The following is a 22,811-nucleotide window of genomic DNA, read 5'->3' on the forward strand; positions in this document are numbered from 1 at the left end:
GCGTACGAGAAGGCACTGAAGGCGGCGGGGTCGCCGGCGAAGTTCCTTGACGTGCTGACCGCAGCGTTGGACAAGCCCCTGGAACATGGCGGCGGGACACTGAACATCCTGCGCAACGGGGTCCAGTACATCGGTGGCGGCCGGTTGAAGATGGCGCAGTTCCGCCCCGAGACCTCGCTCAACGCGACCACCGTGTCGCATTACGAGGCGATGCGGGTCCGGGTGGTGCGGCAGGTGCACTTCTCGACGGCCGACCAGCGCACCATCGATCTGGTGTTCTTCGTCAACGGGCTCCCGGTGGCGACGGTGGAGCTGAAAACCGACTTCACCCAGTCGCTGGACGAGGCGATCAACCAGTACAAGCACGACCGCAACCCGCTGACGAACGGGCGCCCGGAGCCGCTGCTGTCGTTCGGTCACCGGGCGCTGGTGCACTTCGCGGTCTCCAACGGTCTAGCGGCCATGACCACGAAGCTAGAGGGAGACAAGACCCACTTCCTTCCATTCAACATCGGCTTCGACAGTGGTGCCGGCAACCCGCCCGGCGCGGACGACGGGTCGGCGACGACGTACCTATGGGAACGCGTCTGGGAGAAGCACGCCTGGCTGAACATCATCGGGCGGCTGATGATCGTGCAGACCAAGGAGGAGTGGGACGTCACCACCGGCACCTCGGTGCGGCGCACGAGCATGCTCTTCCCACGCTTCCACCAATGGGAGGCCGTCACGAGCATCGTCGCCGCAGTGAAGGAGGAGGGTGTCGGGCACCGGTACTTGATCGAGCACTCGGCCGGGTCAGGAAAGACGAACACCATCGCCTGGACCGCCCACGGGCTGGCCCGACTGCATGATGCCGACGACAAGAAGGTCTTCGACTCGGTCATCGTGGTCGTGGACCGCACCGTGCTCGACTCCCAGCTGCAGGATGCGATTCGCCAGATCGACGGGAACAAGAAGATTGTCGCGACGATCAGCCCCGAGGACGTCCGCAAGGCGGGCGCGAAGTCGAAGTCGGGGCTGCTGGCGCAGGCGTTGAAGAACGGCGAGCTCATCATCGCGGTGACGGTGCAGACCTTCCCGCACGCGCTGGAAGAGATCCGGACCGACGCCGGCCTGAAGGGCAAGCGGTTCGCCGTGATCGCTGATGAGGCGCACTCGTCCCAGTCGGGGCAGATCTCCTCGAAGTTGAAGCAGGTACTGACGGCCGAGGAGCTCAAGGAGATCGAGGAGGGCGGCGAGGTCGATGTGGAGTCGGTGCTGGCCTCGGAGATGGCCGAGCGTGCCGAGTCGGAGAACATCTCCTACTTCGCCTTCACCGCGACGCCGAAGAACAAGACCCTCGAACTGTTCGGCCGCAAGGGGCCCGACGGGAAGCCGCGCGAGTTCCACCTGTACTCGATGAAGCAGGCGATCGAGGAGGGCTACATCCTCGACGTGCTCAAGGGCTATCAGTCCTACGACACCGCGCTGAAGATCGCCGGCAGGGCCGAGAGCGGTGATGGGGGAGAGGTCGAGGAGGCCGCAGCCCGCAAGGGGCTGATGAGGTGGGTTCAGCTCCACCCGACGAACGTCAGCCAGAAGGTGCAGATCGTCGTCGAGCACTTCCACGCCAACGTCGCCTACCTCCTCGAAGGCAAGGCGAAGGCGATGGTGGTGACCGACTCGCGCAAGTCCGCGGTGAAGTACAAGCTGGCGATAGATGCGTACATCGCCAAGCGCCGCGCCGAGGACGCCTCGTACAACTACCGCACCCTGGTCGCTTTTTCGGGCGGGGTGACCATGCCCGAGGACGAGACCTGGCACAGCGACTGGGGTCCGCAACCGTCGAAGGACGACGAGTTCACCGAGGCCAATTTGAACCCCGGTGCCGGTGCTGATCTGGCGGCCGCCTTCAAGGGCGACACGTACAAGATCATGCTGGTCGCTAACAAGTTCCAGACCGGCTTCGACCAGCCCTTGCTCTCGGCGATGTACGTCGACAAGAAGCTGTCGGGGGTCACCGCAGTGCAGACGCTCTCGCGTCTCAACCGTACCCACCGGACCGCTGGTGGGGAGCAGAAGCGTAAGACGTTCGTCATCGACTTCGCCAACAAGCCTGAGGACATCAAGACGGCCTTCGAGCCGTACTTCAAGAACGCGACTCTGGAGACCGAGACCGACCCGTATGTCGTCGTCCATCTGGCCAACAAGCTTGCTCAGACCGGGATCTACACCGAGGACGACGTCCGTAAGGTCGCCGAATTGTGGGTGACACGGAAGGGCAACAACGCTCTCTCGGCGGCGATCAGCCCGGCGCAGCACGACTTCCGGCGCCGCTACGCGCGGGCGATCGAGGAGGAAGACCAGGTAAAGCTTCAGGAGCTCGACCTGTTCCGAAAGGATGTCTCCACCTACGTACGGCTCTACGACTTCATGTCACAGATCGTCGACTACGGCGATCCCTACATGGAGATGCTCTCGATCTTCCTGCGTCTGCTGGAGAAGGTGATTGCCGAGTCCGCTTGGGCGGCCGACGTAGACCTCTCCGACGTGGTGTTGGTCGGGGTCAAGCACAACAAGGCGATCCCGGTCGACATCTCACTCGTGGGCGACGGGCAGCTGAAGGGCATCAGCGCCGCCGGTACGGGAGCGAAGAAGGATCCGAAGTACGTCGCACTTCAGGTCGTCATAGACAAGATGAACGACCTCTTCGGCGCCGAAACGTTCGCTGCTTCCCAGATCAGGGAGTTCGTACAGGGCCTCTTGCAACTGCTGCTCGCCGACCCGAACCTGGTCCAGCAAACCAAGGTGAACTCCAAGAAGCAGTTCCTGGAGTCGCAGGACTTCCAAGCCGCCGTCACGGAGGCAGTCGCAGAAAACCAAGACGCCCACAACACGATGGCCGACTACTTCTTCACCGACGGGCCAGCGATCAACTCGATCATCGTCGCCCTCGCGGATGCCTTCTACGAAGCAGCGGTCGCCTCCCATGCAGTCGTCCCCTATGCAGTCGCCGGCAGCGTGGTTGATATTGACGTGGCACCTCCGGCGCTTTCGGCACCGCCACGCTGCCGCGCGCATCTGACGCTCTTGGACGACAACCCCACTGTGGGGACTCCAGTACACGTGACACTCAGGCTGATTGCTGAGCCCCAGCATCCATGGGCCCGCCCGGGGGAGCGGCCCCCGCTGGACATCGTGGCAGTGCCGTTGAGCAGTGCGGAGGTTGCACCCGCCACGATGATGTACCACCCCGGAGACGCCGAATCCGAGCAGTTCCGCTTCACGGCCCTGGAGCCCGGCACACACCGGATCCGGTTCACCCTGGTACATCACGACACAGGCACCGTCTTGCAGCAGGTGGAGTCCGACCTGTCCTTCACGGAGACGAAGCCCAGTAGGTCGGGGAATAGACAGCTGCGGCCACGCACGGGGAGGGCCTGACCGATGCCCCGTGAATTGACCACCCGCATTGTTCAGGACCCCAGCGACGGCTTCCGCTTCCTGCCGCACCTGACGACGCAGGCCCCCGATCTCCTCGTCAGCTTCGACGTCCTCGGCGGAGGCCGGATCAGGGCGCGGATGTCAGGATCGGCCGTTCCGGCACTCCACGGCACCGAACATAAGGTTGACTTGCATGCCACGCCCGATGAGGTCCATGGGGCAGCGGCCCGGCTCCGTGCCCGATGGAGAACACAGTTCGTTGACTTCCAGCCGGTCGACGACCTGGGTCGCTCTGTACAGGGTCGACGGCGCCCGTACGCAACGTCCGCGGACCTCAGTGCCGAACCTGAGGAGGAGCTGCGTCGGATAGTGGCCGATCTGGCTCGAAGCGGGGAATCACTGCTGTTCAGCACTCTGCTGCGCGGTGACGACGAACCGACCAAGATATTCCGCAACTCCCTGCGTTCGGCCCTGTCCCAGGAGGGGCTGCGGGTACGGTTCGACTCCGAACTACATCTGCCCTGGCCATTGCTGTGCACAACCACCGAGGATTCCACCGTGCCTGCAACCTTGCAGGTTCTTTTCACTCGCTTCCTCGGCCATCGGCATCAGATCGAGCACACCAGTGATGCCTACGCGTGGATCGGGCCGCCCGGAGCAGCCCACGAACGGCCCTCGGTCAGCCTGAACCACGACGTCCACGTGGGCAGCGCCACCCGTGCGGATGAAGTCGCGAAGGCACTGGCGGCGGGCACGGATTACACCGTACGAACGACCTATGAGGAACTCGTCCGCGATCTGGAGAAGCCCGAGCTGGACGAGCAGTTGATGTACTTCTGGTGCCACGGAGAGTTCGTCGGCAACCCTCCCGAACTCCCGACCCTGGTCATCAAGCTCACCGACGGCGCCCCCATCGACGGCCACACCGTACGGGAGCTACGGGCCAACTACCGGCACGGTTGTTTCCGACCGCTTGTCCTACTCAACGCCTGCCACACCGGAGTCTCCGCGGCGAGTGCGGACCGAGCGTTCCTTGGGAGCATGCTCATCGAGCACGGCGCGCAGGGCGTGCTCGGGCCGCAAATCGCGATGCCGCAGGCGTTTGCCGCCGAATACGCGCTCGAGTTCGTCACCCGCTACCTTCGCGGGGCGGCGACCGCTGGCCAGATCACTCATGAGTTGGCCCGGCACTTCGCCGCCCGATACCGAAATCCCCTGGGCTTCGCCTACGGCCTGCACTGCGGCATGGATGCCCGTCTGGATAGGACACGTGGAGGCGAGGCATGAGCCGTGTCGTCACCGTGGAGGTTGTTGACCTGGATGCAACGGGCTGGCTGCTCGACGCCGACACGGGTGAGCCTGTGCCCGAGGCCTGGCTGCGCCATTACTTCGCGGAGCGCCTCGCCCCGCCTGTCTGGGCGACGGACATATTCGTCTATGTTCACGGTTGGCAGACCTCGCCCGACTCCGCCTACCGCACCGCCGAGCGACTCTTGGCTCTGATGCAGGGCGTCCGTGCGACAGCTCCGGCCCGGTATCCAGCCCTAGCGGCCAAGGGCTTCGACCCATGGTGCGTCGTCGTGCGCTGGCCATCTTCCAGCCTGATCACCCCCACCGGCTACCGCAGGATCCGGGACCGGGCGCACGCGATGGGCGCACGCGACGGAGGAGGCCACGCCGCCCACATCCTGGGCCGACTCCTCGGCTATCTGGACGCGGAGCGCGCCGACCCTGGAGCAGCGCCCGTGCTCGCCAACCGAGACGGTCAGTACCTCCACCTCGTCGGGCACTCCTTCGGCTGCCGCTTCCTGTGCGAGGCGGTCCAATGGTCGGCAGATGCCCGCCTTGATGACACACTCGGCTGGAGCGTGACAGACCACTCGCCATCCCACCCGTTCACCGCCGACAGCATGCTGCTATTCCAGATGGCCGCAAGCCGGGATGCATTCCTCTCGCTCTTTTCGAACATCCTGCCCAGCAAGGCGCATGACGGCGCTCCGCTGAGGGGCCCCGTCGTCGCCACTTACTCCCGTCACGACCGGGCGACGGGATTCTGGCACCTGCGGGCCGAACAGCAACCCGGCATTGGACACTCCGGAATTGGTCCGGCCCCAGCGCCCATGTTCACCACACCCCTGTTGCCACTGGACGAGCGGTATCCGCACTCTGCGCTCGACCACCGTTTCGTCAACATCGACGCCTCCGACGTGTATGTTCGCGGGCGCCACCTCAATCCGGCAGGTGCCCATTCCGATCACGTGCGCGCTGAGTCGGCACACCTGCTACTCACCCTCGCGGACTACTCGCGCTGAGGAGACGGTCCAAGGTCCTCATCGCCAAAGGAGCTGCACCTTCGCGCGACTCGTGTACTCCGCCACCGCTCATCCGGTATGTCTCGCGCAGCCGACCGTGGCACTGCTCACTGAACCTTGACCCTCCCGGGCCCTTCAAAAAGACCCTACGGGGTTCGTTGGGCCCAGCCGCGTCACCAACGTCACCGGACAGCACACCTAGTGCGCGATCGCGAACCTGAAGCGCGTGCGGTCCTTGCTCACTCGGCGCTCCACTCAAGCGGCGACGGCCGAGTAACAACTGCGCCGACCGGTTCGGGGAGGCGTGCGCACACCTCCCCGAAGGGGTTCTCAGCGTTCTACGCGTGCGACCTTCCGGCCCACCTTCAGGTACAACTCCGCGCCCTCGCCGACGTCGGCCTTCGCCACCACGGTGGTCAGGGTCTCCTGCACCGAGGGCTGGGTGAGTATCGTGGTCTGCTGCTCACCGTCGGCCTTGGCTATCAACCGAAGGCCGTTCTGCTGGGCGACCCGACGAACTGCGGAGACACTGGGCGTGAACTCCAGGGTTGACTTATCAGTTGGCCCAGGGTGAACTCACCGTGCTCCGGGAGGGAGACGACCGGGAGGTTCTGGGTGTCGCCGAAGGACCGCTTTAAGCGGGCGGCGAACTCCGCGCGGGCCTCTTCGGCGGCCTGCAGGCCGTGCAGGGCGGCCACGCCCCCGCGCCTGGCCGACGCGTCGTGCTGCTGACAGGCTTCCGTAAGACGAAGATGTGCGAGGAGGCCGAAGCGGACCGCGCCCGCGCCGCAGAGCGCTTGTGTGAGGCCGAGCACGAAGCCGCAGCCGAACCCGACCTCCACAGCCGCAACCTCAAGGAGAACCGATGAACCACAGCGAATGGAGGCCCCGTCGTCACCGTCAGATGCTGGGTGAACACCTCGACGCTGACCCCGAGTACGACCGGGTCTACGAAGAGGCAGGCCTCGCCATGACGCTGGGCAAAGCCATCTACGACCGACGCATGCAGTTGGGCCTGATCGAGACTGACCTGGCCGAGCGAATGCACGTCAGCGTCGATGACATTGAGGGCATCGAGACGGCCACCGAGCCGCCGCCCATCGCGGTCGTCATGCGCCTGGCCCGCGCGCCCTGGACGTTGCACCTTGTCGGCGGACACGAGCCCACCGTCATGATCACCGCCTCGGCAGCCTGAGCCGGGGAGGAGTTATGCAGGACCCATCTTCCGCACTCGCGCGCGAGCTCGGACAACTCGTCCAGGCCCGTCGTATCCAACTCGACCTATCCCAGGCAGAGCTGGCCGAGCGGTGTGGGATGAAGCAACCCCAGATCTGCCGCTTCGAGGGTGGCGGGACCGTGCCGACGCTTCCTCTCCTGCGACGCCTGACCCACGCCCTCGGCGCGGACCTCACCATCAGCCCCACCCCGCACGACAAAGCCGCTTGACGGAATTTCGGCGTTCCTGGAATTCGCCGGAGGGCGCAGAGCGCTGACGGCAGTAGCGACGGCAACGGCCACGAATTACAGCGAACGAGCACGAACACCGAATTGATGTCAACTCGCATCCTGACAAGCGAAGTCGCAGCATCAGCCCCCCTTGACCGCCAATTCGTCGCGCAGCGCCTGCAAGGCCGTCAGTCCGGCGAGCGGGAGCCCAGCCGTCTCGGTGAAGTCCAGCGACTGCGGCATCTTCGCCACGCAGCGGCGAGCGCCAAGATCCGCCGGGCGGCCCGCCGCCGGGGTGTCGGCTACCGCTACCCGTTCATGCACCTCAGCGGAGCCGACCTCGAGGTACTGGCCGGCCTCGTCGACAAGGGCACCCTCAAGACCGTCGCTGACCGCGTCTTCCCCCTTCGAGCAGACCGCCAACGCCTTTGCCTACCTGGAAGAGGGTCACGCCAAGGGCAAGGCCGTCGTCCAGATGTCGTGACCCAGTCACAATCAGCAGGTGGATTCAAGCTGAGTGAACGCCGAGGTCAGACATCCTTGATCTGTACTCCGGCGCCACACAGTTTCGACCAGTCGTCGCGGTCCGAGGTCAGTACGAGGACGGGTGCCGGGGAGCGGAGCGCCATCGCGGCGACGAGGGCGTCGATGGCGTACTTGTGGCCATGCAGGCCACCGGCGTCGCTCAGCAGTTGCACCGCGGTGAGGCTGTCCGCCTGGGTGACGTCCTGGACCTGAAGCCGGGAGAGCACCCAGTGCAGCCGAGCGGCGTCCGTTTTCCCGTAGACGGCCTCCACCACCGTCAGGGCCGACACGAGGACGGGCACCCCCACGCGTCGAGCGGCCTCGATCCGGGCGATCATCTGGCGGTCGTTGCGCAGGAGCAACGACAGTGCCTGGGAGTCGAGTGCCAGGGACCTAGCCGCGGGTTCCTTCATGCGGCGCTGTCGTTCGATGCGTAGGGCGCCGGTGCGTCACCGAACAGTTCGCGCTGCGCGGCTTGGACCTCGGCCTCGCTCAGCGGCTCGTGCTCGGCTTCGTAGACGGCCACGATCTCGGCGAGGCCGTCCATGGCGAGCTGATGCCGGACCGCCGCCGTCACGTACGCGGACACGCCGCGCTTACCTGTACGAGTGCGCAGAGCACCGAGGAGTTCCGAGGGCATCGACACGGAGATGTTCTCCGTGCCGCCGGGGCGGGGTGACTTCATGGCCACAAGTCTAGTACAGAGCCTATTACAGCGTCTGGAGTGCTGCTCAGTCTGTATCCGAGCCGGGCGTTGACGCGTAGTCTTGGCGCTTCTGGATCTTCTCGTACTTTGCAGTGAAACCCGTGCCGGGATGGTGCTGGGATGCGCCCGCATAACCGCAGGTCAGGGTGGTTGTGGTGGAGTTCCGCTTCAGCGTGTAGTCATTCACTTACGTCACGTAATGCGTTGAGTCAAACGTGAGGTTGGAAGGGGTCGGGCTCTATCGGGTCCGACCCCTTCGTCGCCACCGCGCTGGATGGGTGCTGGATATTCTGACGTGTGGTCAGCAGCGATCAGGTGTCGTGAACGGTGGACCGGTGTCCTACGTGAACGACCCAAACCACCAGTTCTCCGTTGTCGATGGTGTAGACGACGCGGTAGTCGCCGACGCGCAGGCGGCGCCGTTCGGGCTGGGATACGAGTGCGGTGGTGTTGAAGCCGAGGGGGTCGGTCTCCAACTCGGTCAGCTTGGCCAGGATGCGCAGCGCCATGTCGCGGGGGATCTTCCGAAGCTCGGCCTGTGCCTCGGGGCGGAAGACGGTTCGGTACTCACTCACCGCGTGCCAGCGTCTCCCTCATGACGTCCTCGATCGGGATGCCAGGCGCGCGGTTGGCCATGCGCTCGTCGATGATCCGGTTGATCTCGCGCTCTTCCCACTCCTGGTACTTGCGCAGTACCTCGATGGAGACGACGGCGGCGACTTCCTTGCCTCGACGCGTGATCACTGTGGGCACGTCGTCGCGGTCGGCGCGCTCCACGACCTCGGCCAGGTGGGCACGCACATCGCGGATGGACTCTATGGGCAGCGGCTGCGTCATGCGCCCAAGCGTACCGAGTGGCCCATGTGTACACAACGCTTTGCTTCGTGCTGGATCGGTGCTGGATGGGGGCTGTCGAAACCACATTTCCGCAGGTCGCAGTGCTGTGCTGAAGATTCCGGATCAACGTGTGACCGGTTGACTGAGCGTCCCCTGAACGCTCCGGCGGACCAGCAGGGTGAGAGGGGTCTGACGCTTCGGGTCAGGCCCCTTTGCCGTGACCTTGCTGGACGCCGACCGCTTGTGTCGGGCCGCCCCCGGTGGGGAGAGCGGGCGTGTCCTTGCCCAGCTCGGCGGCGAACTGCGCGCCGGTGAGCAGCGCGAGGTTGGACAGCCACAGCCAGATCAGGAAGACGACGACGCCGGCGAGGGAGCCGTAGAGCCGGCTGTACGCGCTCAGGGTGGAGGCGTACAGCGCGAAACCGGTGGAGACGGCCAGCCACAGCACGGCCGCCAGGACACCGCCGGGCAGACTCAGGGCACTCCGGCGGGCGTCGGGTGGACCGGTGTGGAAGACGACGACGACCAGCAGCGCCACCAGGCACAGCAGCAGCGGCCAGCGCAGCACACTCCAGCCCCAGGCCGCCGTGGAGTCGAGGGCCAGGGCCCGGCCCAGGTCCTCGGCCAGCGGCCCGGTCAGCAGCAGGGCGAGGGAACCGGTCACCAGCAGAAGCAGCAGGATCAGCGCGGTGAGCACGATGCGATGGGCCCGGCGCCAGGGTGACCGCTGGTCCTCGACCCGGTGCATGCGGTGCAGGGCACGGCGGAAAACGGCCAGGTAGCTGGAGGCGGACCACAACGCGCTCGCGGTACCGGCCACCAGCAGCGGCCACGCGCCGCGTTCCGCGCCCAGCATCCGGGAGAGCGCGGCGTGCAGGGCGCCCGCCGACTCGGCGGGCGCGTAGGCGGTGACATGGCTGACGAACTCCTGCGCGGTGCCCGGGCTGAACCGGCCGAACGCCAGCACCATCACCAGCAGCGCGGGCAGCACGGAGAGGATGGCGTAGTACGTCAGGGCCGCCGCGAAGTCCGAGATGTCGTCGTTCCACAGCGACACCGGTGTGCGCCGCAGCGCCGGCCACCAGGCGGCGGGCGGCCGGGCGCGGACGGCGGGGCGGGTGCCGCCGGGGCACGGGTCAGCGGACATGCGGCGTCCTTCGTCTTCCTTGCGGGCTTCGAGGGCTTCGAGGGTGGGTGTGATCGGCGGCCGGGCGCTGCCACCGCCCTCGAGCCGACGGCCCGCCGCCCGGTCGAGGACGCCGAGCGCTCCCGCCGACAGGAACGCGCCGAAGCCGCCGAAGTGGCCGGCGTACGCCGGAGCCGTCCCCGAGATCATCCCCGGGAAGGGCGCGGTCACACCCTTCCACCTCCCGCCTCCCGCCTGGATCCGCGGTGACGTGGAGGTCCGGTGTAAGTCCCGAGGCACGAGAGAGGCCGGGACCGCAGCGGTCCCGGCCCCGTGCTGTGCCGTCAGGAAGCAGGCGGCATCAGTACCGTGTCGACGATGTAGACGTTGGCGTTCGCGGTCTTGACGTTGCCGCAGACGACCTCGGAGTCGTCGTTGACGGTGTAGGACTCACCCGAGCCGGAGGTGGTGATCTTCGACTTCTCCAAGGTGGGGAAGGAGCCGTTCCGCAGGTCCTCGGGCGTGAGCTTCTGGCCGACGACGTGGTACGTGAGGATCTTCGTCAGCTGGGCCTTGTCGTTGAGGACCTTGTCCAAAGTGGCCTTCGGGATCTTGGCGAAGGCGTCATCGGTGGGCGCGAACACGGTGATGTCCTGGGCGTTGTTGAGGGTGTCCACCAGACCGGCCTTCTTCACCGCGCTGACCAGCGTGGACAGGGCCGGGTTGTGGGAGGCGGCCGTGGCGACCGGGTCCTGGGCCATGCCCTCGAAGGAACCGGCACCGCTCTTGGGCACCGCCGAACAGGCCGCGCCGAAGGGCTGGTCCGCGCTGCTCCCGGCCCCGCCCATGTCGCCGCTGTTCCCGGGCGCCGAGGCCGATGCCTTCGGGGACGAGTCGGACGTGGCGGAGGAGTCACCGCCGTCGCTGGAGCAGGCGCTCAGTGCCAGGGGCAGCAGAACCGCGGCGGTCAGCGTGACGGTGGTACGGCGGATACGGGTGTTCATGCTGTTTCTCCTATGGGTGTCGGCGCGGCAGGGTGCCGCGCTGGCTCGGGGGAAAGGTGGTCCCGGATCACTCGACGGTGACGACGACGGAGTGCCATCCGTCGGCGCCGTCGGGGACCGTGCGGGTGCGTTGCTGCGTCTGCACCCGGCCGGTGCGGTCGGTGGCGCGCACGCTGAGGGTGTGATTGCCCTTCGCCGCCTGCCAGGCGTAGGACCACTGGCGCCAGGTGTCGCGGCTGTCCTCGGCGGCGAGGCGGGCCTGCTGCCAGGGACCGTCGTCGACGCGGACCTCGACCTTGTCGATGCCCCGGTGCTGGGCCCAGGCGACGCCGGCGACCATGACGGTGCCCGCCCTCGGCCGGGCGAAGGGCTTGGGGGTGTCTATGCGCGACTGGGTCTTGACCGGCGCCCTCCGCGCCCAGCCGTGCCTGACCCAGTAGGGGTCGTAGGCGTCGAAGGTGGTGAGTTCGATGTCTTTGATCCACTTGCAGGCCGAGACGAAACCGTAGAGGCCGGGCACGACCATGCGGACCGGGAAGCCGTGGTCGAAGGGCAGCGGTTCGCCGTTCATTCCGAGGGCGAGGAGGGCGTCGCGGCCGTCCATGACGTCCTCGACCGGGCTTCCGATCGTCATGCCGTCCACGGACCGGGCCACCAGCTGATCAGCCGGTCCACCCTTCGAGGGAGGCCGCACCCCCGACTCGGCCAGCAACTCCGCCAGGCGTACGCCGGTCCAGCGGGCGTTGCCCACGTAGGGGCCGCCGACCTCGTTGGAGACGCAGGTGAGCGTGATGTCGCGTTCGACCAGCTCGCGTCGCAGCAGGTCGTCGAAGGAGAGGGTGAGCGGGCGGGCGACACCCTTGCCATGGATGCGCAGCCGCCAGGTGGTGGCGTCCACCTCGGGTACCACCAGCGCGGTGTCCACGCGGTAGAACGAGCTGTTGGGGGTGGTGAAGGGGACGGCGCCGGGAACCCGCAGCGCGGCACCCCGGGGAACGGCGGGCGCGGGAGATGCGGGCGCGGGCAGGACCAGCCGGTCACGGGAGGCCACCGCGCTGCGGCCGCTTGAACCGTTCAGGGACCGGCCCAGGGCGCCGGCTCCCGCGGAGGCCAGGGCGGCGGCGGACGCCGCGGCGACGAAACCACGCCGGTCCCAGTCGGCGACCGGTTCGTCGGCCGTTCCGGGCGTGGCCGGACGGCGCCGTTCCAGACGGCCCGCCAGTACGTACAGCAGGACCGCCCCGGTGCAGGCACCCACGAGGGACGGGAGCGTGTCGCTGAAGCCCCTCGTGTCGGGACGGGTGGCGGCCGCCGCCGCCCCGACCGCGCCGAACGCCAGCACACCGGCCGCCCCGGCGCGCCGGAACCGCAATACCGCAATTCCCAGCGCCACCGCGAAAAGCGCGAGTACCGCCAGAATTCCGAGCTGAAGAACAAGCTTGTCGTCGGTGCCGAAATTCCGTACCGCCCAGTCCTTTACGGCGGTCGGGGTGCGGTCGATCGTCGCGCCGCCCACAGCGATCAACGGGCCCGCCTGCGGACGGAGCGCCGCCGACACCAGTTCGGCCACGGCGATCGCGCTGCATCCGCTCACCAGACCGGCGAGGGCCCCCGCGAACGGGCGGAGCGGGCGGGCCGGCTCTCTTGGTGTCTCGTCGTCATCGGTCACGTGGGGAATCCGGTTCCGGACCGGGGACGGATTGGTCGTTACTTCGATCGGATGAATATGGCCGTCGACACCCATCCGTCCGCTCTTCGGCTACGGATCAGAAGAATGGCCGACTACGGAATCAGAGGAATCGCCGACACCAATGAGGGAATCGGCCACGGACCACAATGAAACAGCCGGCCCGAAAGGGGCCGGCTGACTTCAGGGTGCGACAGGTCTTGCGTCACGATGTGCGGTCCACGCCTCGCCGCGGCCCTCTCAGGCGGGCAGGCCCAGCAGGGCGACCGGTGGGGAGGTCGGCTTCTCCGAGCCACCGGACGGCTCCAGGGTGACCCCCATGCCGGAGGCCCCGTCGACAGCGCCTTGCAGGAGAACGGCCTGGTCGGTGCGACCCGGGTCCATCAGGCCGGCGGAGCGCATGGTGCCCTCGTCGTCGAACCACAGCTGGTAGACCTTGCCCGCCGCGGGACGGGCCATCCCGGAAGCGAGGAACACGGCCTTGTCCCGGTTCCGGGAGACCACGACCGTGCCGGTGGCGCCGCCGCCCAGTGCGGCGGTGCGCGTCCTGGCGTCCGGCGAGGTCAGGACGGACGCGATCGCCTCGGTGCCGCTCCGTGCCCTGCGCGCCTCACGCAGGGCGTCCTCGGCGCGCTGGTGCTGCCAGACGGTCGTACCCCCGAGCGCGGCAGCCGCGGCGAGGCACGTGGCCAGGGCCCACCGGGACACGAGCCGGGCCCGCAGCGAGGCGCGCCCCGCGGGGATCGCCGTCCAACCACCCGGCGGCACCTGCCGGACGGACGAGACGCGGTGCAGCACCTTCTCGCGCAGAGCCGCCGGAGGCCTCACGGTGGCGGCCAGTCCCAGCCGGGCCGCCGCGGCCGACAGCTCGGCGGTCTCCTGCGCACACGGTTCGCAGCCCGCCAGGTGACGCTCGAACGTCACGAGCTCGTCGCCGGACAACGCGTGCAGGGCGTAGGCCCCCGTCATACGGTGCGGATCGGCGCTGGTGGTCACGCGGTCACCCCCAGGCAGTCGCGCAGGCGGATGAGTCCGTCCCGCAGACGGGTCTTGGCCGTCCCCAGCGGGAGGGTGAGCGCGTCGGCCACCTGGCTGTAGGTCAGCCCGCGGTAGTAGGCCAGCGTGACAGCCTGGCGCTGGATGTCGGTCAGCGTGCGCAGGCACCGCCGTACCTGTTCCCGCTCCAGCCTGGCCTCGACCTGCTCGGTCACCTCGTCGAACTCGGGTGTCCGGTCCAGCAGCGCGGCCTTGTGGTCACGGGCGGCCGCGGCTTCCACGGAGCGGACCCGGTCCACCGCGCGGCGGTGTGCCAGCGTGAGGATCCAGTTGACCGCCGTCCCGCGGTCCGGCCGGTAACGGGGGGCGGTCCGCCACACCTCCACCAGCACCTCCTGGGCCACCTCCTCCGACTGTGCCTGATCGCGCAGTACGGCACGCGCGACCCCCAGGACGGAGCCGGCGACGGCGTCGTAGACGGAGGCGAACGCGTCCTCGTCCCCCAGAGCCACGCGGCTCACCAGCTCTTCGAGATCCGGCTTCCGCGCAGGGTTCTCGCCGATGAACACGGCTTCTTTCACAGGGGCCTCCGCTGGTGCGACCTATTTGGCCGTAATCCGATCCAGGCGTGGCGGCGGATTGGTCCCGAAGCCGAGGAAACGGTACGGCGCCCGGAAGGATCTTCGTTGGCAAGGTGACGGCCTGGCCGTTGTGCGGGGCGGGGCCTCCGCTTCGGCGGGCGGGTGCCTTCGGAGGACCCGGCGCTCACCGGCCGGTCCCGGAGTCGTCCGACGGATGGTCCCGCTGTGGGGGAGTGCCCCGCTCCCGGGAGATCTCCCGGGTGATGCGGAGCCAGACGTGTTCGGGGGGCGTGATGGGCAGATCCACCGTCTTCGCGGTGCGTGCGGCCGTCACCAGGCGGGTCAGCATGGTGAGTTCGTCGCGGCAGCGCTCGCAGTGCTGGACGTGACGCAGGGCCTCGGCGTCGTCGTCGCCCGGCCCGGCGTTGCCCAGGGCCAGCTCCAGCAGGTGCGCGGACTCTACGTGGGCCACTGCGTCCTCCCGACCGGCTCCGCCGTGACGACGAGGTTGGACTGGTAGCCGCCGCGCTCGGGGAGGAACGGGGGCGCGCAGGTGACCAGGGTCAGAACCGGGGCGCCGCTGCGGCGGAACGTGGAGGGGGGCAGCTCGTCCTTCGGTACGGTGACGCGCGAGACGACGCGATAGGAGACCGGCTCGCCCTCCGCGCGACGCACCTCGACCCTGTCTCCGCGCCGCACGCCGTAGAGCGCCCGGAACTCGCCGAGAGCGCCGGTGTCGGTGTCGACGTGCCCGACGAGCACGGACGAACCCGCGGTGCTGCCCGGGGCGGGGCCGTAGCGGTACCACCCGGCCACGGACGGGTCGTCGGGGACGGACACATCCCGCTGCTTCGTCACGCCCACCGGGCTGACCCGGGCGTCGAGACCGACGCGGGGGACGAGCACACGACGGGGCGGTGGGCCCTGCTCGGTGCCGGGTGGTGCTGTCTCCCGCGGGGAGGCCGCACCCCCACGCTGCGACGTCGTGGTGTTCCCGCCTTCGGGCGTCGCGGTGTTCCCGCGTTCGGGCATCGTGGGGTTCCCGTGTTCGGGCGTCGCGGTGTTCCCGTGTTCCCGCGCGGCGTCCCCGCTACGGGGCGGCGCTGCCGCGAAGTCGGGTGGTGGTGCGGCCGGGTCCGACGGCGTGGCCGGAAAACCGAGGACGGCTGCCAGAGCGGCAGCCGCCATGATCGGTCCCGTCAGCCGTCGTGAGCCGTCACCCACGCCGACGAGCGAGACGGCGGGCCGCCAGCACGCCGGTCAGCGCGACCACTCCGGCCCCGGCGGCCCAGGCCGGGCCCAGGTCGGAGGAGTTCGCCGCGACCGCGGCTCCGCTGCCACCGGCGGGCACGCCGTGCGGTGACGACTCCATGCCGCTGAAGGTCTGCGTCGCCAGGGCCAGGTTCTTGTCGTCGGCGCTGCCCCAGGCGTAGACGACGTTGCTCGTGCCTTCGGCGAGCTTCAGGTCGGCCGGGCCGATGGCCACGGTGTTCGTCCCGGCGAGCACCACATCGGTGTTCAGGGTGCCCGCGTCGACCTCGGCGGTGTCCTCCTTCGGGTTGGTCAGATCGGTGAAGACGGGCTGTCCGCCGGCCCGGACGTCGACGGCCGGGGCTGCCGCGACATGGCGAACCGTCAGACGGGACTTGCCCGCCTGCACCTGGGAGACGTCGTTGGTGAAGGCCGTCAACTCCGGTTTGCCGTCGGCGGACAGGTGGGCGGCGACCGTGGCGTTCGCGCCCTCGGGCACCTCGATCTTCTTCTCCAGGGCCGGAGTTCCGTCAGGGCCCTGGCCCGCTTCGAAGATCTTGATGTCATAGGTGCCGGCGTCGAGGGACTTCGGGTCCGTCACCGTGCCGGGCTTGAAGTCGCCGACCAGTTCGTCGCCGTTGGCGTACACGTCCACGGTCATGCCGGGGATGCCGTGGAAGACGGACACCATGGCCTGGTCCTGCTGTTCGGCCAGGGCGGGTGCGGAAACGCCGAGGGCCAGGGCGCAGGCTCCGGCCGAGGCGGCGATGACGAGGCGGGTGCGGTGGGTCATGGGAATCATCCCTTCGAACGGAGCCTCCGTACGGTGCGGAGTCTCGGTCCTGTTTCGGGTGCGGGGGCCGTCGCGGATGCGCGTGCGGCGGCGTCGCTACAGTTCCGTGCCGGGGACCGGGGGCTGCTCGATCACCGTGCGCAGCCGGTGCAGGCCGCGGCGGGCATGGCTCTTGACGGTCCCCAGGGGCATCCCGGTCCGCTGCGCGATCTGCGCCTGGGTCAGGTCCTCGTAGAAGGCCATGCACAGCACCTCCCGCTGATGACGCGGCAGCCGTGCCAGGGCGTCGACCATCAGCACCCGGTCCAGGACGCGGTCCGGTGCCGCCTCGTCGGGCCCGGCGGTGTCCGCGTCGCGGGCGGCCGAGTCGATGAGGGTCAGGCGCCGTGTGCGGGCCGCCAGCGCGTCGACGATCTTGCGGCGCGTGATGCCGACCAGCCAGGCGCCGAGCGGGCCCCGCTCGGGGCGGAACCCGGCCCTGCCGTGCCAGGCGCCGAGGAAGACCTGCTGCGTCACGTCCTCCGCCTCATAGGTGTCGCCGAGCATGCGGGTGGCCATGGTGTGGACGAGCGCGCCCCAGCGCCGGTAGATCGCGGCGAACGCCTCCTCGTCGGCGGCGACGAGGCCCCGGGCCAGCTCCTCCTCGTACCGCGTCTCCTCCGTGGGGGCGGCGGGGGCGGTGAGTCGCGTGTTCGTGATCATGGCCTGGTTCCTCCTGCAGTGCGTCGCGCGGGGACGGAAGGCCGTCTGCCGAACCGCACCGGTCGCGCTGCGTGAGCCGCGACCATGCGCTCCAGGCCAGTGTTCGGTGCACAAACGACGCGCCTCAACATGCGTCGTTTGTGCGTCGTACAGTCGGAGGTATGGGTGCACACGAACGGGACAGCGAACGCCGCGGACGCGAAGGCGCGCCGCTCGGCGGAGGAGCGCCGGGAGGGAAACCGCCGGGGGGTGGCGCGGCCCGGGCCGGGGGCGGGGCCGGGGGCGGTCTGACCACCGGCGAGGTGGCCAGGAGGCTGGGGGTGGCGCCCACCACGGTCCGTACGTGGGACCGCCGCTACGGTCTCGGACCCGACGGGCACACCGGCGGCCGGCACCGGCGGTGGACCCCGTCGGACGTGGCGCGGCTGGAGCGGATGTGCGCCCTGACGGCGACCGGGATACCGCCCGCCGAGGCGGCCCGCGCGGTACTCACCGAAACGACGCAACGGGCGGAGGCGGCAGGCGGGGCCACGCGGGCAGCACGGCGGACGGATACGGCGGACACGGCAGGCGGGGCGGGTGCGGCGGACACGGCAGGCGGGGCGAGCGCGGCGGACACGGCAGGCGGGGCGAGCGCGGCGGACACGGCAGGCGGGACGAGCGCGGCGGACACGGCAGGCAGGGCGGGCGCGGCGTACCCGGCCGGAGGGGCGATACCGGCGGCGCGGCCGAGGCGTCCGGGCGGTCGGGCCGACCCGGCGTCCCGTGAGGCCCTCATGGATGCGGCCCCGGACGCGGCCCCCGATGGGGCGGCCCAGGACCTGCCGACCGCCGGTCAGGCCTCGCGACCGCGACCGTCCGCCCCTGCCCGCCGCAGCCGGGCCGGCAGTGGGCTGCGTCTCGGTGACGTGCGTCAGGAATGCAAAGGCATCGCCCGTGCCGCTCTGCGCCTCGACGCCTCCGCGCTCGACGACCTGCTGGCGACCGCGATAGCCGAGCACGGCCTGGTCGCCGCCTGGACGGAGGTGATCATGCCGACGCTTCAGGCGGTCGGCCGCAAGTGGGAGAACTCCGGGGAGAAGTACATCGAGGTCGAGCACTTCCTGTCCTGGCACGTCTCCGGCGCGCTGCGGCGAGGTGCCCCGCCCGCGGCCGCCGACCGCCCGGGCGCGACCGTCGTGCTCGCCTGTGTGCCGGGGGAGAATCACACGCTGCCCCTGGAGGTGCTGTCGGCGGCACTGGCCGAACGCGGCCTGCCGGTGCGCATGTTCGGCGGCGCCCTGCCCGTGGAGTCCCTCGTCACGGCCGTCCGCAGAACGGGGCCCGCGGCGGTGGGGCTGTGGGCGCAGTCCCGTACGACGGCCAGCCGGCCGCTGGCCCAGCACGTCGCCGCGATGGAATGGGGGGTGCGGGGCGCCCGCCGCAAGCCGGTCGTGCTGACGATAGGGCCCGGCTGGAGCGGCCGGACCGTCCCCGGACTGCCCCGCCCGACGGGACTGGCCGAGGCCGTCGCGGTGCTGGAGTCGGTCGTCTCGCGCTAGCCCCGGCCGGCTGCATCCGAACCGCCCCTCCGGCGAGAAGCGGTGAACGGACGGACCGAACCAGGTGCGGTTGAACGGACGGACCGCACCGGGTGCGGTGAGCGAACAGACCGAACCAGGTGCGGTGAGCGGACGGACCGCACCAGGTGCGAGCCACACGGAACGAACATGCACAGTCAGCACGGCGGCCGGAGCGGGGTGCGGAGATGAGCGGCGCGTGGTGGGCCCGGTGAGCCCGGGGCCCGTCGACACGTCGGACGTGGTGATCCTCGGGGGCGGCGCCGCCGGTCTCAGCCTCGCGTACCGGCTGCTCGAAACCGACGGCGCGACCGTCACCGTGGTCGAGCCGCCCGACGGCCCCGCCCGCCCGGCGGAACGCACCTGGTGCTACTGGGACCAAGGCGGGGACCAAGGCGGGGACCAAGGCTGGGACCAAGGCGGGGACCAAGGCGACGGCCACAGCGAGGGCGGGGCCGGCTTCGGTGAAGCGGTCACCGCCTCCTGGCCCCTGCTGCGCGTGCACGGCCGGGACGGCAGCCCCCTCACCGTCGATCCGGCGCCCTTCCGCTACCGCATGGTCCGTTCCACCGCGTTCGAGCGGCTGGTGCACGCGCGACTGGAGCGCTCCCTCGGCGGGCGGCTGTTGCGCGCGACCGCGGACACGGTGCGGGACGTACCCGGAGGCGCCGAGGTCCGCTGCACCGCACCCGACGGACGGGCCCCGATCCTGCGCGCCCGCCACGTGTTCGACTCACGGCCCCTGCGTGCCCTGCCCCCGGCCCGTACGCAACTGCTGCAGCACTTCCGCGGCTGGTTCGTGCGCACCGCCGGCGACCGGTTCGACCCCGAGGTCGCCGACCTCATGGACTTCCGGGTGCCCCAGCCGCGCCACGGCCTCGCCTTCGGTTACGTCCTGCCCCTGGCACCGGACCGGGCGCTCGTCGAGTACACCGAGTTCTCCCGGAGCCCGCTGACGACGGCGGCGTACGAGACCGCCCTCGGCCACTACGCCCGCGAGGTGCTGCGCCTGGGCGAGTTCGCGGTGGAGTCGGCCGAGCAGGGCGTCATCCCCATGACCGACGCCCGCTTCCCCCGGCGCACCGGCACGGCCGTCTTCCGCATCGGCACGGCCGGCGGCGCCACCCGCCCCGCCACCGGCTACACCTTCGCGGCCGTGCAGCGGCACAGCCGGGCCGTCGCCGCGGCCCTGCGGGAGGGGCGCGTCACCGTGCCCGCACCGCACGGCCGGCGGGCGCTCGCCATGGACGCCGTGCTGCTGCGGGCCCTGGACACCGGGCGGATCGACGGCCCGGCCTTCTTCACCGGCCTCTTCCGCCACACCCCCGCGCCCCGCCTGCTGCGCTTCCTCGACGGCGCCACCACGCTCCGGGAGGAGTGGGGCATCGGACTGCGCACCCCGGTGGGCCCGATGCTGCGCACCGCGCTCGAAGTGCCCTTCCTGCCCCGCCGTACCCACCCCGCCCCAGGAACCGGAGAGAGCCCCCGATGACCTTGCTGCGCGACCGCGACCTGGCACGCGCCTTCGACCACGCGTCCCGCACCTACGACCGCCTCACCGGCCTCAACCCGGGCTACCGCGCCGACCTGCTGCGCTCGGCCCGCCGGCTGCGGCTCCCGCGGGACGGGGCGGGTCTGCACCTGCTCGACCTGGGCTGCGGCACCGGCGCCTCCACCCGGGCCCTGCTGCGGGCCGCGCCCCGGGCGCGGATCACCGCGGTGGACGCCTCCCCGGGCATGCTGCGGCGGGCGCTGGCCAAGCCGTGGCCCGACACCGTGCGCTTCCTGCACCTGAGCGCCGAGGAACTCGCGGCGGCCGACGAGGGGCCCTTCGACGCGGTCTTCGCCGCCTACCTGTTCCGCAACGTCTCCGACCCGGACGGCGTCCTCGGCAGTGTGCGCGCACTGCTGCGGCCGGGCGGGCGGCTCGCCGTCCACGAGTACAGCCTCGGCGGCTCGCCCGCGCACCGGGCGCTGTGGACGGCCGTGTGCCAGGGCGTGATCATCCCCGCGGGCACCCTCACCGGCGACCGCGCCCTGTACCGGCACCTGTGGCACAGCGTCCTCGACTTCGACACCGCCGCCGCCTTCACCGGACGGCTGACCCGGGCCGGATTCACCGGGGCGCGCGCCCTCCCCCTGGCCGGGTGGCAGACCGGCATCACGCACACGTTCGTCGCGGCGGCGGGGGAGGCCGGCCGGTGAGCAGCCCGACGAGCCCCCGCCCCGCCGCCCGCCGCGGCCGGGACCGCAAGGCCGAGGTCCTCATGCCCGCGCCGGGCCGGGACCGGGTCACGCCCGGGGACGCGTCGTCCGTCGCCGTGGTCGGCGGCGGCATCGCCGGACTGGCCGCGGCCACCGGGCTGGCCGAACGCGGCGCCCGGGTCACCCTCTACGAACGCGAGGACGCCCTCGGCGGCCGTCTCGCCGGGCACACCACCCGGCTGGCCGACGGCACCGAGGCGACCATGAGCCGCGGCTTCCACGCCTTCTTCCGCCAGTACTACAACCTGCGCGGCCTGCTGCGGCGCACCGACCCCGCCCTCGCCCGCCTCACCCCGCTGCCCGACTACCCGCTGCGGCACAGCGGCGGACTCACCGACAGCTTCGCCCGCGTCCCGCGCACCCCGCCCCTGAGCGCCCTCGGCTTCGTCGCGCTCAGCCCCACCTTCGGCTGGCGCGACCTCACCGCCCTGGACGCGCGGGCCGCGCTGCCGCTGACGGACGTGCGCGTGCCCGAGGTGTACACGCGCTTCGACGGGATGAGCGCGACCGCGTTCCTGGAACGCGTCCGCTTCCCCGAGGCCGCGCACCACCTGGCCTTCGAGGTGTTCTCGCGCAGCTTCTTCGCCGACCCGCGCGAACTGTCCGCCGCCGAACTGATGCTGATGTTCCACATCTACTTCCTCGGCTCCTCGGAAGGGCTGCTCTTCGACGTGCCCGACGAGCCCTTCCCGCAGGCCCTGTGGGAGCCGCTCGCCGACTACCTCCGACGCCTGGGCGTGACCCTGCGTACCGGCACCCCCGTCCACGGCGTGGAGCCCACGGGCCCGGGCGGAGCAGAGGTGCGCACCGGCACCGGCGGCGACCGGTACGACGCCGTGGTGCTCGCGCTCGACACCGCGGGGCTGCGGCAGGTCGTCGCTGCCTCACCCGGCCTCGGCACCGCTCCCTGGCGCGACGGCATCGCCGCCCTGCGCACCGCCCCGCCGTTCCTCGTCTCACGGCTCTGGCTCGACCGGCCGGTCCGCGCCGACCGCCCCGGCTTCCTCGGCACCAGCGGCTACGACGGCCTGGACAACATCAGCGTCCTGGAACGCTACGAGGGCGAGGCCGCCCGCTGGGCCGCGAAGCACGACGGTTCCGTGGTGGAGCTGCACGCCTACGCCGTCACCCCCGGCGCGGACCGGGAGAGCGTGCAGGCCGCTCTGCTCGGGCAGTTGCGGCGGGTGTACCCGGAGACCGGGCGGGCGCGCGTCGTGGACGCCCGGCACGAGTGGCGGTCGGACTGCCCGCTCTTCCCGGTCGGCACCCACCACCGGCGTCCCACCGTACGCACCCCGCACCCGTGGCTGACGCTGGCCGGCGACGGGCTGCGCTGCGACCTGCCCGTGGCCCTGATGGAACGCGCCGCCACCACGGGCTTCCTGGCGTCCAACGCCCTGCTCGCCGAGTGGGGCGTGCGCGGCCAGGTGCTGTGGACCGTGCCGCGGTCGGGCCGCTCACGGCTGCTGCGTGCCCTCGGGGCCCTCGCGGAGCGGCCGGCGCGCCGGTGATCGGCGAGCGGCTCCCACAGGGCCTGCGGGAAGGGCTCGTCGGGCACGGGCCTGTGGGAAGGGCTCGTCGGGCACGGGCCCGTGGGA

General features: G+C 70.2%; 25 protein-coding genes. 9 read left to right on the forward strand and 16 right to left on the reverse strand.

Translation table 11 applies throughout. The features are described 5' to 3' along the window. Positions 1–51: 51 nt before the first annotated feature. Genes ACFV20_RS01315 through ACFV20_RS01325 form a run of 3 tightly spaced genes read left to right on the forward strand, consistent with a single transcriptional unit; the run spans position 52 to position 5,735 of the window. Positions 52–3,423: a type I restriction endonuclease subunit R gene (locus ACFV20_RS01315; RefSeq protein WP_385650992.1), complete on the forward strand. Its 3,372-nt coding sequence runs from the start codon at positions 52–54 to the stop codon at positions 3,421–3,423. Between the two features lie 3 nt (positions 3,424–3,426). Further along, entirely contained in the window at positions 3,427–4,710 is a 1,284-nt protein-coding gene (locus tag ACFV20_RS01320) for a CHAT domain-containing protein (RefSeq protein ID WP_385650995.1), read from the forward strand. Further along, a complete protein-coding gene (locus ACFV20_RS01325; RefSeq protein WP_385650997.1) occupies positions 4,707–5,735 on the forward strand; it encodes a hypothetical protein in 1,029 nt (342 codons plus the stop codon). The genes ACFV20_RS01320 and ACFV20_RS01325 overlap by 4 nt, the downstream gene beginning before the upstream one ends. 330 nt (positions 5,736–6,065) lie before the next feature. Here the strand turns inward: ACFV20_RS01325 and ACFV20_RS01330 are convergent, their stop codons facing one another. Both ACFV20_RS01330 and ACFV20_RS01335 read right to left on the reverse strand, forming a co-directional pair. After that, on the reverse strand, positions 6,066–6,221 hold the full coding sequence (locus tag ACFV20_RS01330; protein WP_385650999.1) for a hypothetical protein: 156 nt from the start codon (positions 6,219–6,221) through the stop codon (positions 6,066–6,068). After that, entirely contained in the window at positions 6,218–6,577 is a 360-nt protein-coding gene (locus ACFV20_RS01335) for a hypothetical protein (protein ID WP_385651002.1), read from the reverse strand. Before ACFV20_RS01335 ends, ACFV20_RS01330 begins: the two co-directional genes overlap by 4 nt. Positions 6,578–6,600: 23 nt before the next feature. Between ACFV20_RS01335 and ACFV20_RS01340 the strand changes: the two genes are divergently transcribed. Both ACFV20_RS01340 and ACFV20_RS01345 read left to right on the forward strand, forming a co-directional pair. Next, positions 6,601–6,930, forward strand: coding sequence for a multiprotein-bridging factor 1 family protein (locus tag ACFV20_RS01340; RefSeq protein ID WP_385651005.1), 330 nt, complete (start codon positions 6,601–6,603; stop codon positions 6,928–6,930). A gap of 14 nt (positions 6,931–6,944) precedes the next feature. Beyond that, entirely contained in the window at positions 6,945–7,181 is a 237-nt protein-coding gene (locus tag ACFV20_RS01345) for a helix-turn-helix domain-containing protein (protein ID WP_385651008.1), read from the forward strand. Positions 7,182–7,322: 141 nt separating this feature from the next. Here the strand turns inward: ACFV20_RS01345 and ACFV20_RS01350 are convergent, their stop codons facing one another. From ACFV20_RS01350 to ACFV20_RS01415, 14 genes are all read right to left on the reverse strand, one after another. Next, positions 7,323–7,604, reverse strand: coding sequence for a hypothetical protein (locus ACFV20_RS01350; protein WP_385651010.1), 282 nt, complete (start codon positions 7,602–7,604; stop codon positions 7,323–7,325). 107 nt (positions 7,605–7,711) lie between these two features. Continuing rightward, on the reverse strand, positions 7,712–8,119 hold the full coding sequence (locus ACFV20_RS01355; protein WP_385651012.1) for a PIN domain-containing protein: 408 nt from the start codon (positions 8,117–8,119) through the stop codon (positions 7,712–7,714). Then, entirely contained in the window at positions 8,116–8,391 is a 276-nt protein-coding gene (locus ACFV20_RS01360; protein ID WP_385651014.1) for a hypothetical protein, read from the reverse strand. Before ACFV20_RS01360 ends, ACFV20_RS01355 begins: the two co-directional genes overlap by 4 nt. Positions 8,392–8,723: 332 nt before the next feature. Beyond that, positions 8,724–8,987 (reverse strand): type II toxin-antitoxin system RelE/ParE family toxin, encoded by a 264-nt coding sequence (locus tag ACFV20_RS01365; RefSeq protein ID WP_385651017.1) that lies wholly within the window; start codon positions 8,985–8,987, stop codon positions 8,724–8,726. After that, complete coding sequence (locus ACFV20_RS01370; RefSeq protein ID WP_385651020.1) at positions 8,980–9,249, reverse strand: type II toxin-antitoxin system Phd/YefM family antitoxin; 270 nt, start codon at positions 9,247–9,249, stop codon at positions 8,980–8,982. Before ACFV20_RS01370 ends, ACFV20_RS01365 begins: the two co-directional genes overlap by 8 nt. Before the next feature lie 202 nt (positions 9,250–9,451). Then, positions 9,452–10,396, reverse strand: a complete 945-nt coding sequence (locus tag ACFV20_RS01375; RefSeq protein WP_385651270.1) for a YihY/virulence factor BrkB family protein — start codon at positions 10,394–10,396, stop codon at positions 9,452–9,454. Positions 10,397–10,719: 323 nt separating this feature from the next. Then, positions 10,720–11,379 (reverse strand): fasciclin domain-containing protein, encoded by a 660-nt coding sequence (locus tag ACFV20_RS01380; RefSeq protein WP_385651023.1) that lies wholly within the window; start codon positions 11,377–11,379, stop codon positions 10,720–10,722. A 67-nt stretch (positions 11,380–11,446) separates the two neighbouring features. After that, positions 11,447–13,048, reverse strand: a complete 1,602-nt coding sequence (locus tag ACFV20_RS01385) for a sulfite oxidase (protein WP_385651026.1) — start codon at positions 13,046–13,048, stop codon at positions 11,447–11,449. 258 nt (positions 13,049–13,306) lie between these two features. Further along, on the reverse strand, positions 13,307–14,035 hold the full coding sequence (locus ACFV20_RS01390; protein ID WP_385651272.1) for an anti-sigma factor domain-containing protein: 729 nt from the start codon (positions 14,033–14,035) through the stop codon (positions 13,307–13,309). Positions 14,036–14,058: 23 nt separating this feature from the next. Further along, a complete protein-coding gene (locus ACFV20_RS01395; RefSeq protein ID WP_385651028.1) occupies positions 14,059–14,643 on the reverse strand; it encodes a sigma-70 family RNA polymerase sigma factor in 585 nt (194 codons plus the stop codon). Between the two features lie 184 nt (positions 14,644–14,827). After that, positions 14,828–15,115 carry a hypothetical protein gene (locus tag ACFV20_RS01400; RefSeq protein WP_385651031.1) on the reverse strand — a complete coding sequence of 96 codons (288 nt, stop codon included), beginning with the start codon at positions 15,113–15,115 and terminating at the stop codon, positions 14,828–14,830. After that, entirely contained in the window at positions 15,103–15,675 is a 573-nt protein-coding gene (locus tag ACFV20_RS01405) for a class F sortase (protein WP_385651033.1), read from the reverse strand. The genes ACFV20_RS01400 and ACFV20_RS01405 overlap by 13 nt, the downstream gene beginning before the upstream one ends. 184 nt (positions 15,676–15,859) lie before the next feature. Then, a complete protein-coding gene (locus ACFV20_RS01410; RefSeq protein ID WP_385651034.1) occupies positions 15,860–16,687 on the reverse strand; it encodes a DUF4397 domain-containing protein in 828 nt (275 codons plus the stop codon). 96 nt (positions 16,688–16,783) lie between these two features. Then, on the reverse strand, positions 16,784–17,389 hold the full coding sequence (locus ACFV20_RS01415; protein ID WP_385651036.1) for a sigma-70 family RNA polymerase sigma factor: 606 nt from the start codon (positions 17,387–17,389) through the stop codon (positions 16,784–16,786). Positions 17,390–17,550: 161 nt separating this feature from the next. Between ACFV20_RS01415 and ACFV20_RS01420 the strand changes: the two genes are divergently transcribed. From ACFV20_RS01420 to ACFV20_RS01435, 4 genes are all read left to right on the forward strand, one after another. Further along, on the forward strand, positions 17,551–18,930 hold the full coding sequence (locus ACFV20_RS01420; RefSeq protein ID WP_385651040.1) for a MerR family transcriptional regulator: 1,380 nt from the start codon (positions 17,551–17,553) through the stop codon (positions 18,928–18,930). A 229-nt stretch (positions 18,931–19,159) separates the two neighbouring features. After that, positions 19,160–20,440 carry a lycopene cyclase family protein gene (locus ACFV20_RS01425; RefSeq protein ID WP_385651042.1) on the forward strand — a complete coding sequence of 427 codons (1,281 nt, stop codon included), beginning with the start codon at positions 19,160–19,162 and terminating at the stop codon, positions 20,438–20,440. Continuing rightward, the gene (locus ACFV20_RS01430) at positions 20,437–21,153 is read left to right on the forward strand and encodes a class I SAM-dependent methyltransferase (RefSeq protein ID WP_385651045.1); all 717 of its coding nucleotides are present in this window, start codon (positions 20,437–20,439) and stop codon (positions 21,151–21,153) included. Before ACFV20_RS01425 ends, ACFV20_RS01430 begins: the two co-directional genes overlap by 4 nt. A 62-nt stretch (positions 21,154–21,215) precedes the next feature. After that, positions 21,216–22,724, forward strand: coding sequence for an FAD-dependent oxidoreductase (locus ACFV20_RS01435; protein WP_385651275.1), 1,509 nt, complete (start codon positions 21,216–21,218; stop codon positions 22,722–22,724). Positions 22,725–22,811 lie beyond the last annotated feature (87 nt).

This window comes from Streptomyces sp. NPDC059696 (assembly GCF_042733745.1).
Classification (GTDB): domain Bacteria; phylum Actinomycetota; class Actinomycetes; order Streptomycetales; family Streptomycetaceae; genus Streptomyces.

Coding starts and splice junctions, on each gene's coding strand:
- ACFV20_RS01320 (WP_385650995.1), top strand. CDS start 3,427: ATGCCCCGTGAATTGACCACCCGCATTGTTCAGGACCCCAGCGACGGC.
- ACFV20_RS01325 (WP_385650997.1), top strand. CDS start 4,707: ATGAGCCGTGTCGTCACCGTGGAGGTTGTTGACCTGGATGCAACGGGC.
- ACFV20_RS01340 (WP_385651005.1), top strand. CDS start 6,601: ATGAACCACAGCGAATGGAGGCCCCGTCGTCACCGTCAGATGCTGGGT.
- ACFV20_RS01345 (WP_385651008.1), top strand. CDS start 6,945: ATGCAGGACCCATCTTCCGCACTCGCGCGCGAGCTCGGACAACTCGTC.
- ACFV20_RS01355 (WP_385651012.1), bottom strand. CDS start 8,119: ATGAAGGAACCCGCGGCTAGGTCCCTGGCACTCGACTCCCAGGCACTG.
- ACFV20_RS01360 (WP_385651014.1), bottom strand. CDS start 8,391: ATGAAGTCACCCCGCCCCGGCGGCACGGAGAACATCTCCGTGTCGATG.
- ACFV20_RS01370 (WP_385651020.1), bottom strand. CDS start 9,249: ATGACGCAGCCGCTGCCCATAGAGTCCATCCGCGATGTGCGTGCCCAC.
- ACFV20_RS01375 (WP_385651270.1), bottom strand. CDS start 10,396: ATGTCCGCTGACCCGTGCCCCGGCGGCACCCGCCCCGCCGTCCGCGCC.
- ACFV20_RS01380 (WP_385651023.1), bottom strand. CDS start 11,379: ATGAACACCCGTATCCGCCGTACCACCGTCACGCTGACCGCCGCGGTT.
- ACFV20_RS01390 (WP_385651272.1), bottom strand. CDS start 14,035: ATGACGGGGGCCTACGCCCTGCACGCGTTGTCCGGCGACGAGCTCGTG.
- ACFV20_RS01405 (WP_385651033.1), bottom strand. CDS start 15,675: ATGCCCGAACGCGGGAACACCGCGACGCCCGAAGGCGGGAACACCACG.
- ACFV20_RS01410 (WP_385651034.1), bottom strand. CDS start 16,687: ATGACCCACCGCACCCGCCTCGTCATCGCCGCCTCGGCCGGAGCCTGC.
- ACFV20_RS01415 (WP_385651036.1), bottom strand. CDS start 17,389: ATGATCACGAACACGCGACTCACCGCCCCCGCCGCCCCCACGGAGGAG.
- ACFV20_RS01420 (WP_385651040.1), top strand. CDS start 17,551: ATGGGTGCACACGAACGGGACAGCGAACGCCGCGGACGCGAAGGCGCG.
- ACFV20_RS01430 (WP_385651045.1), top strand. CDS start 20,437: ATGACCTTGCTGCGCGACCGCGACCTGGCACGCGCCTTCGACCACGCG.
- ACFV20_RS01435 (WP_385651275.1), top strand. CDS start 21,216: ATGCCCGCGCCGGGCCGGGACCGGGTCACGCCCGGGGACGCGTCGTCC.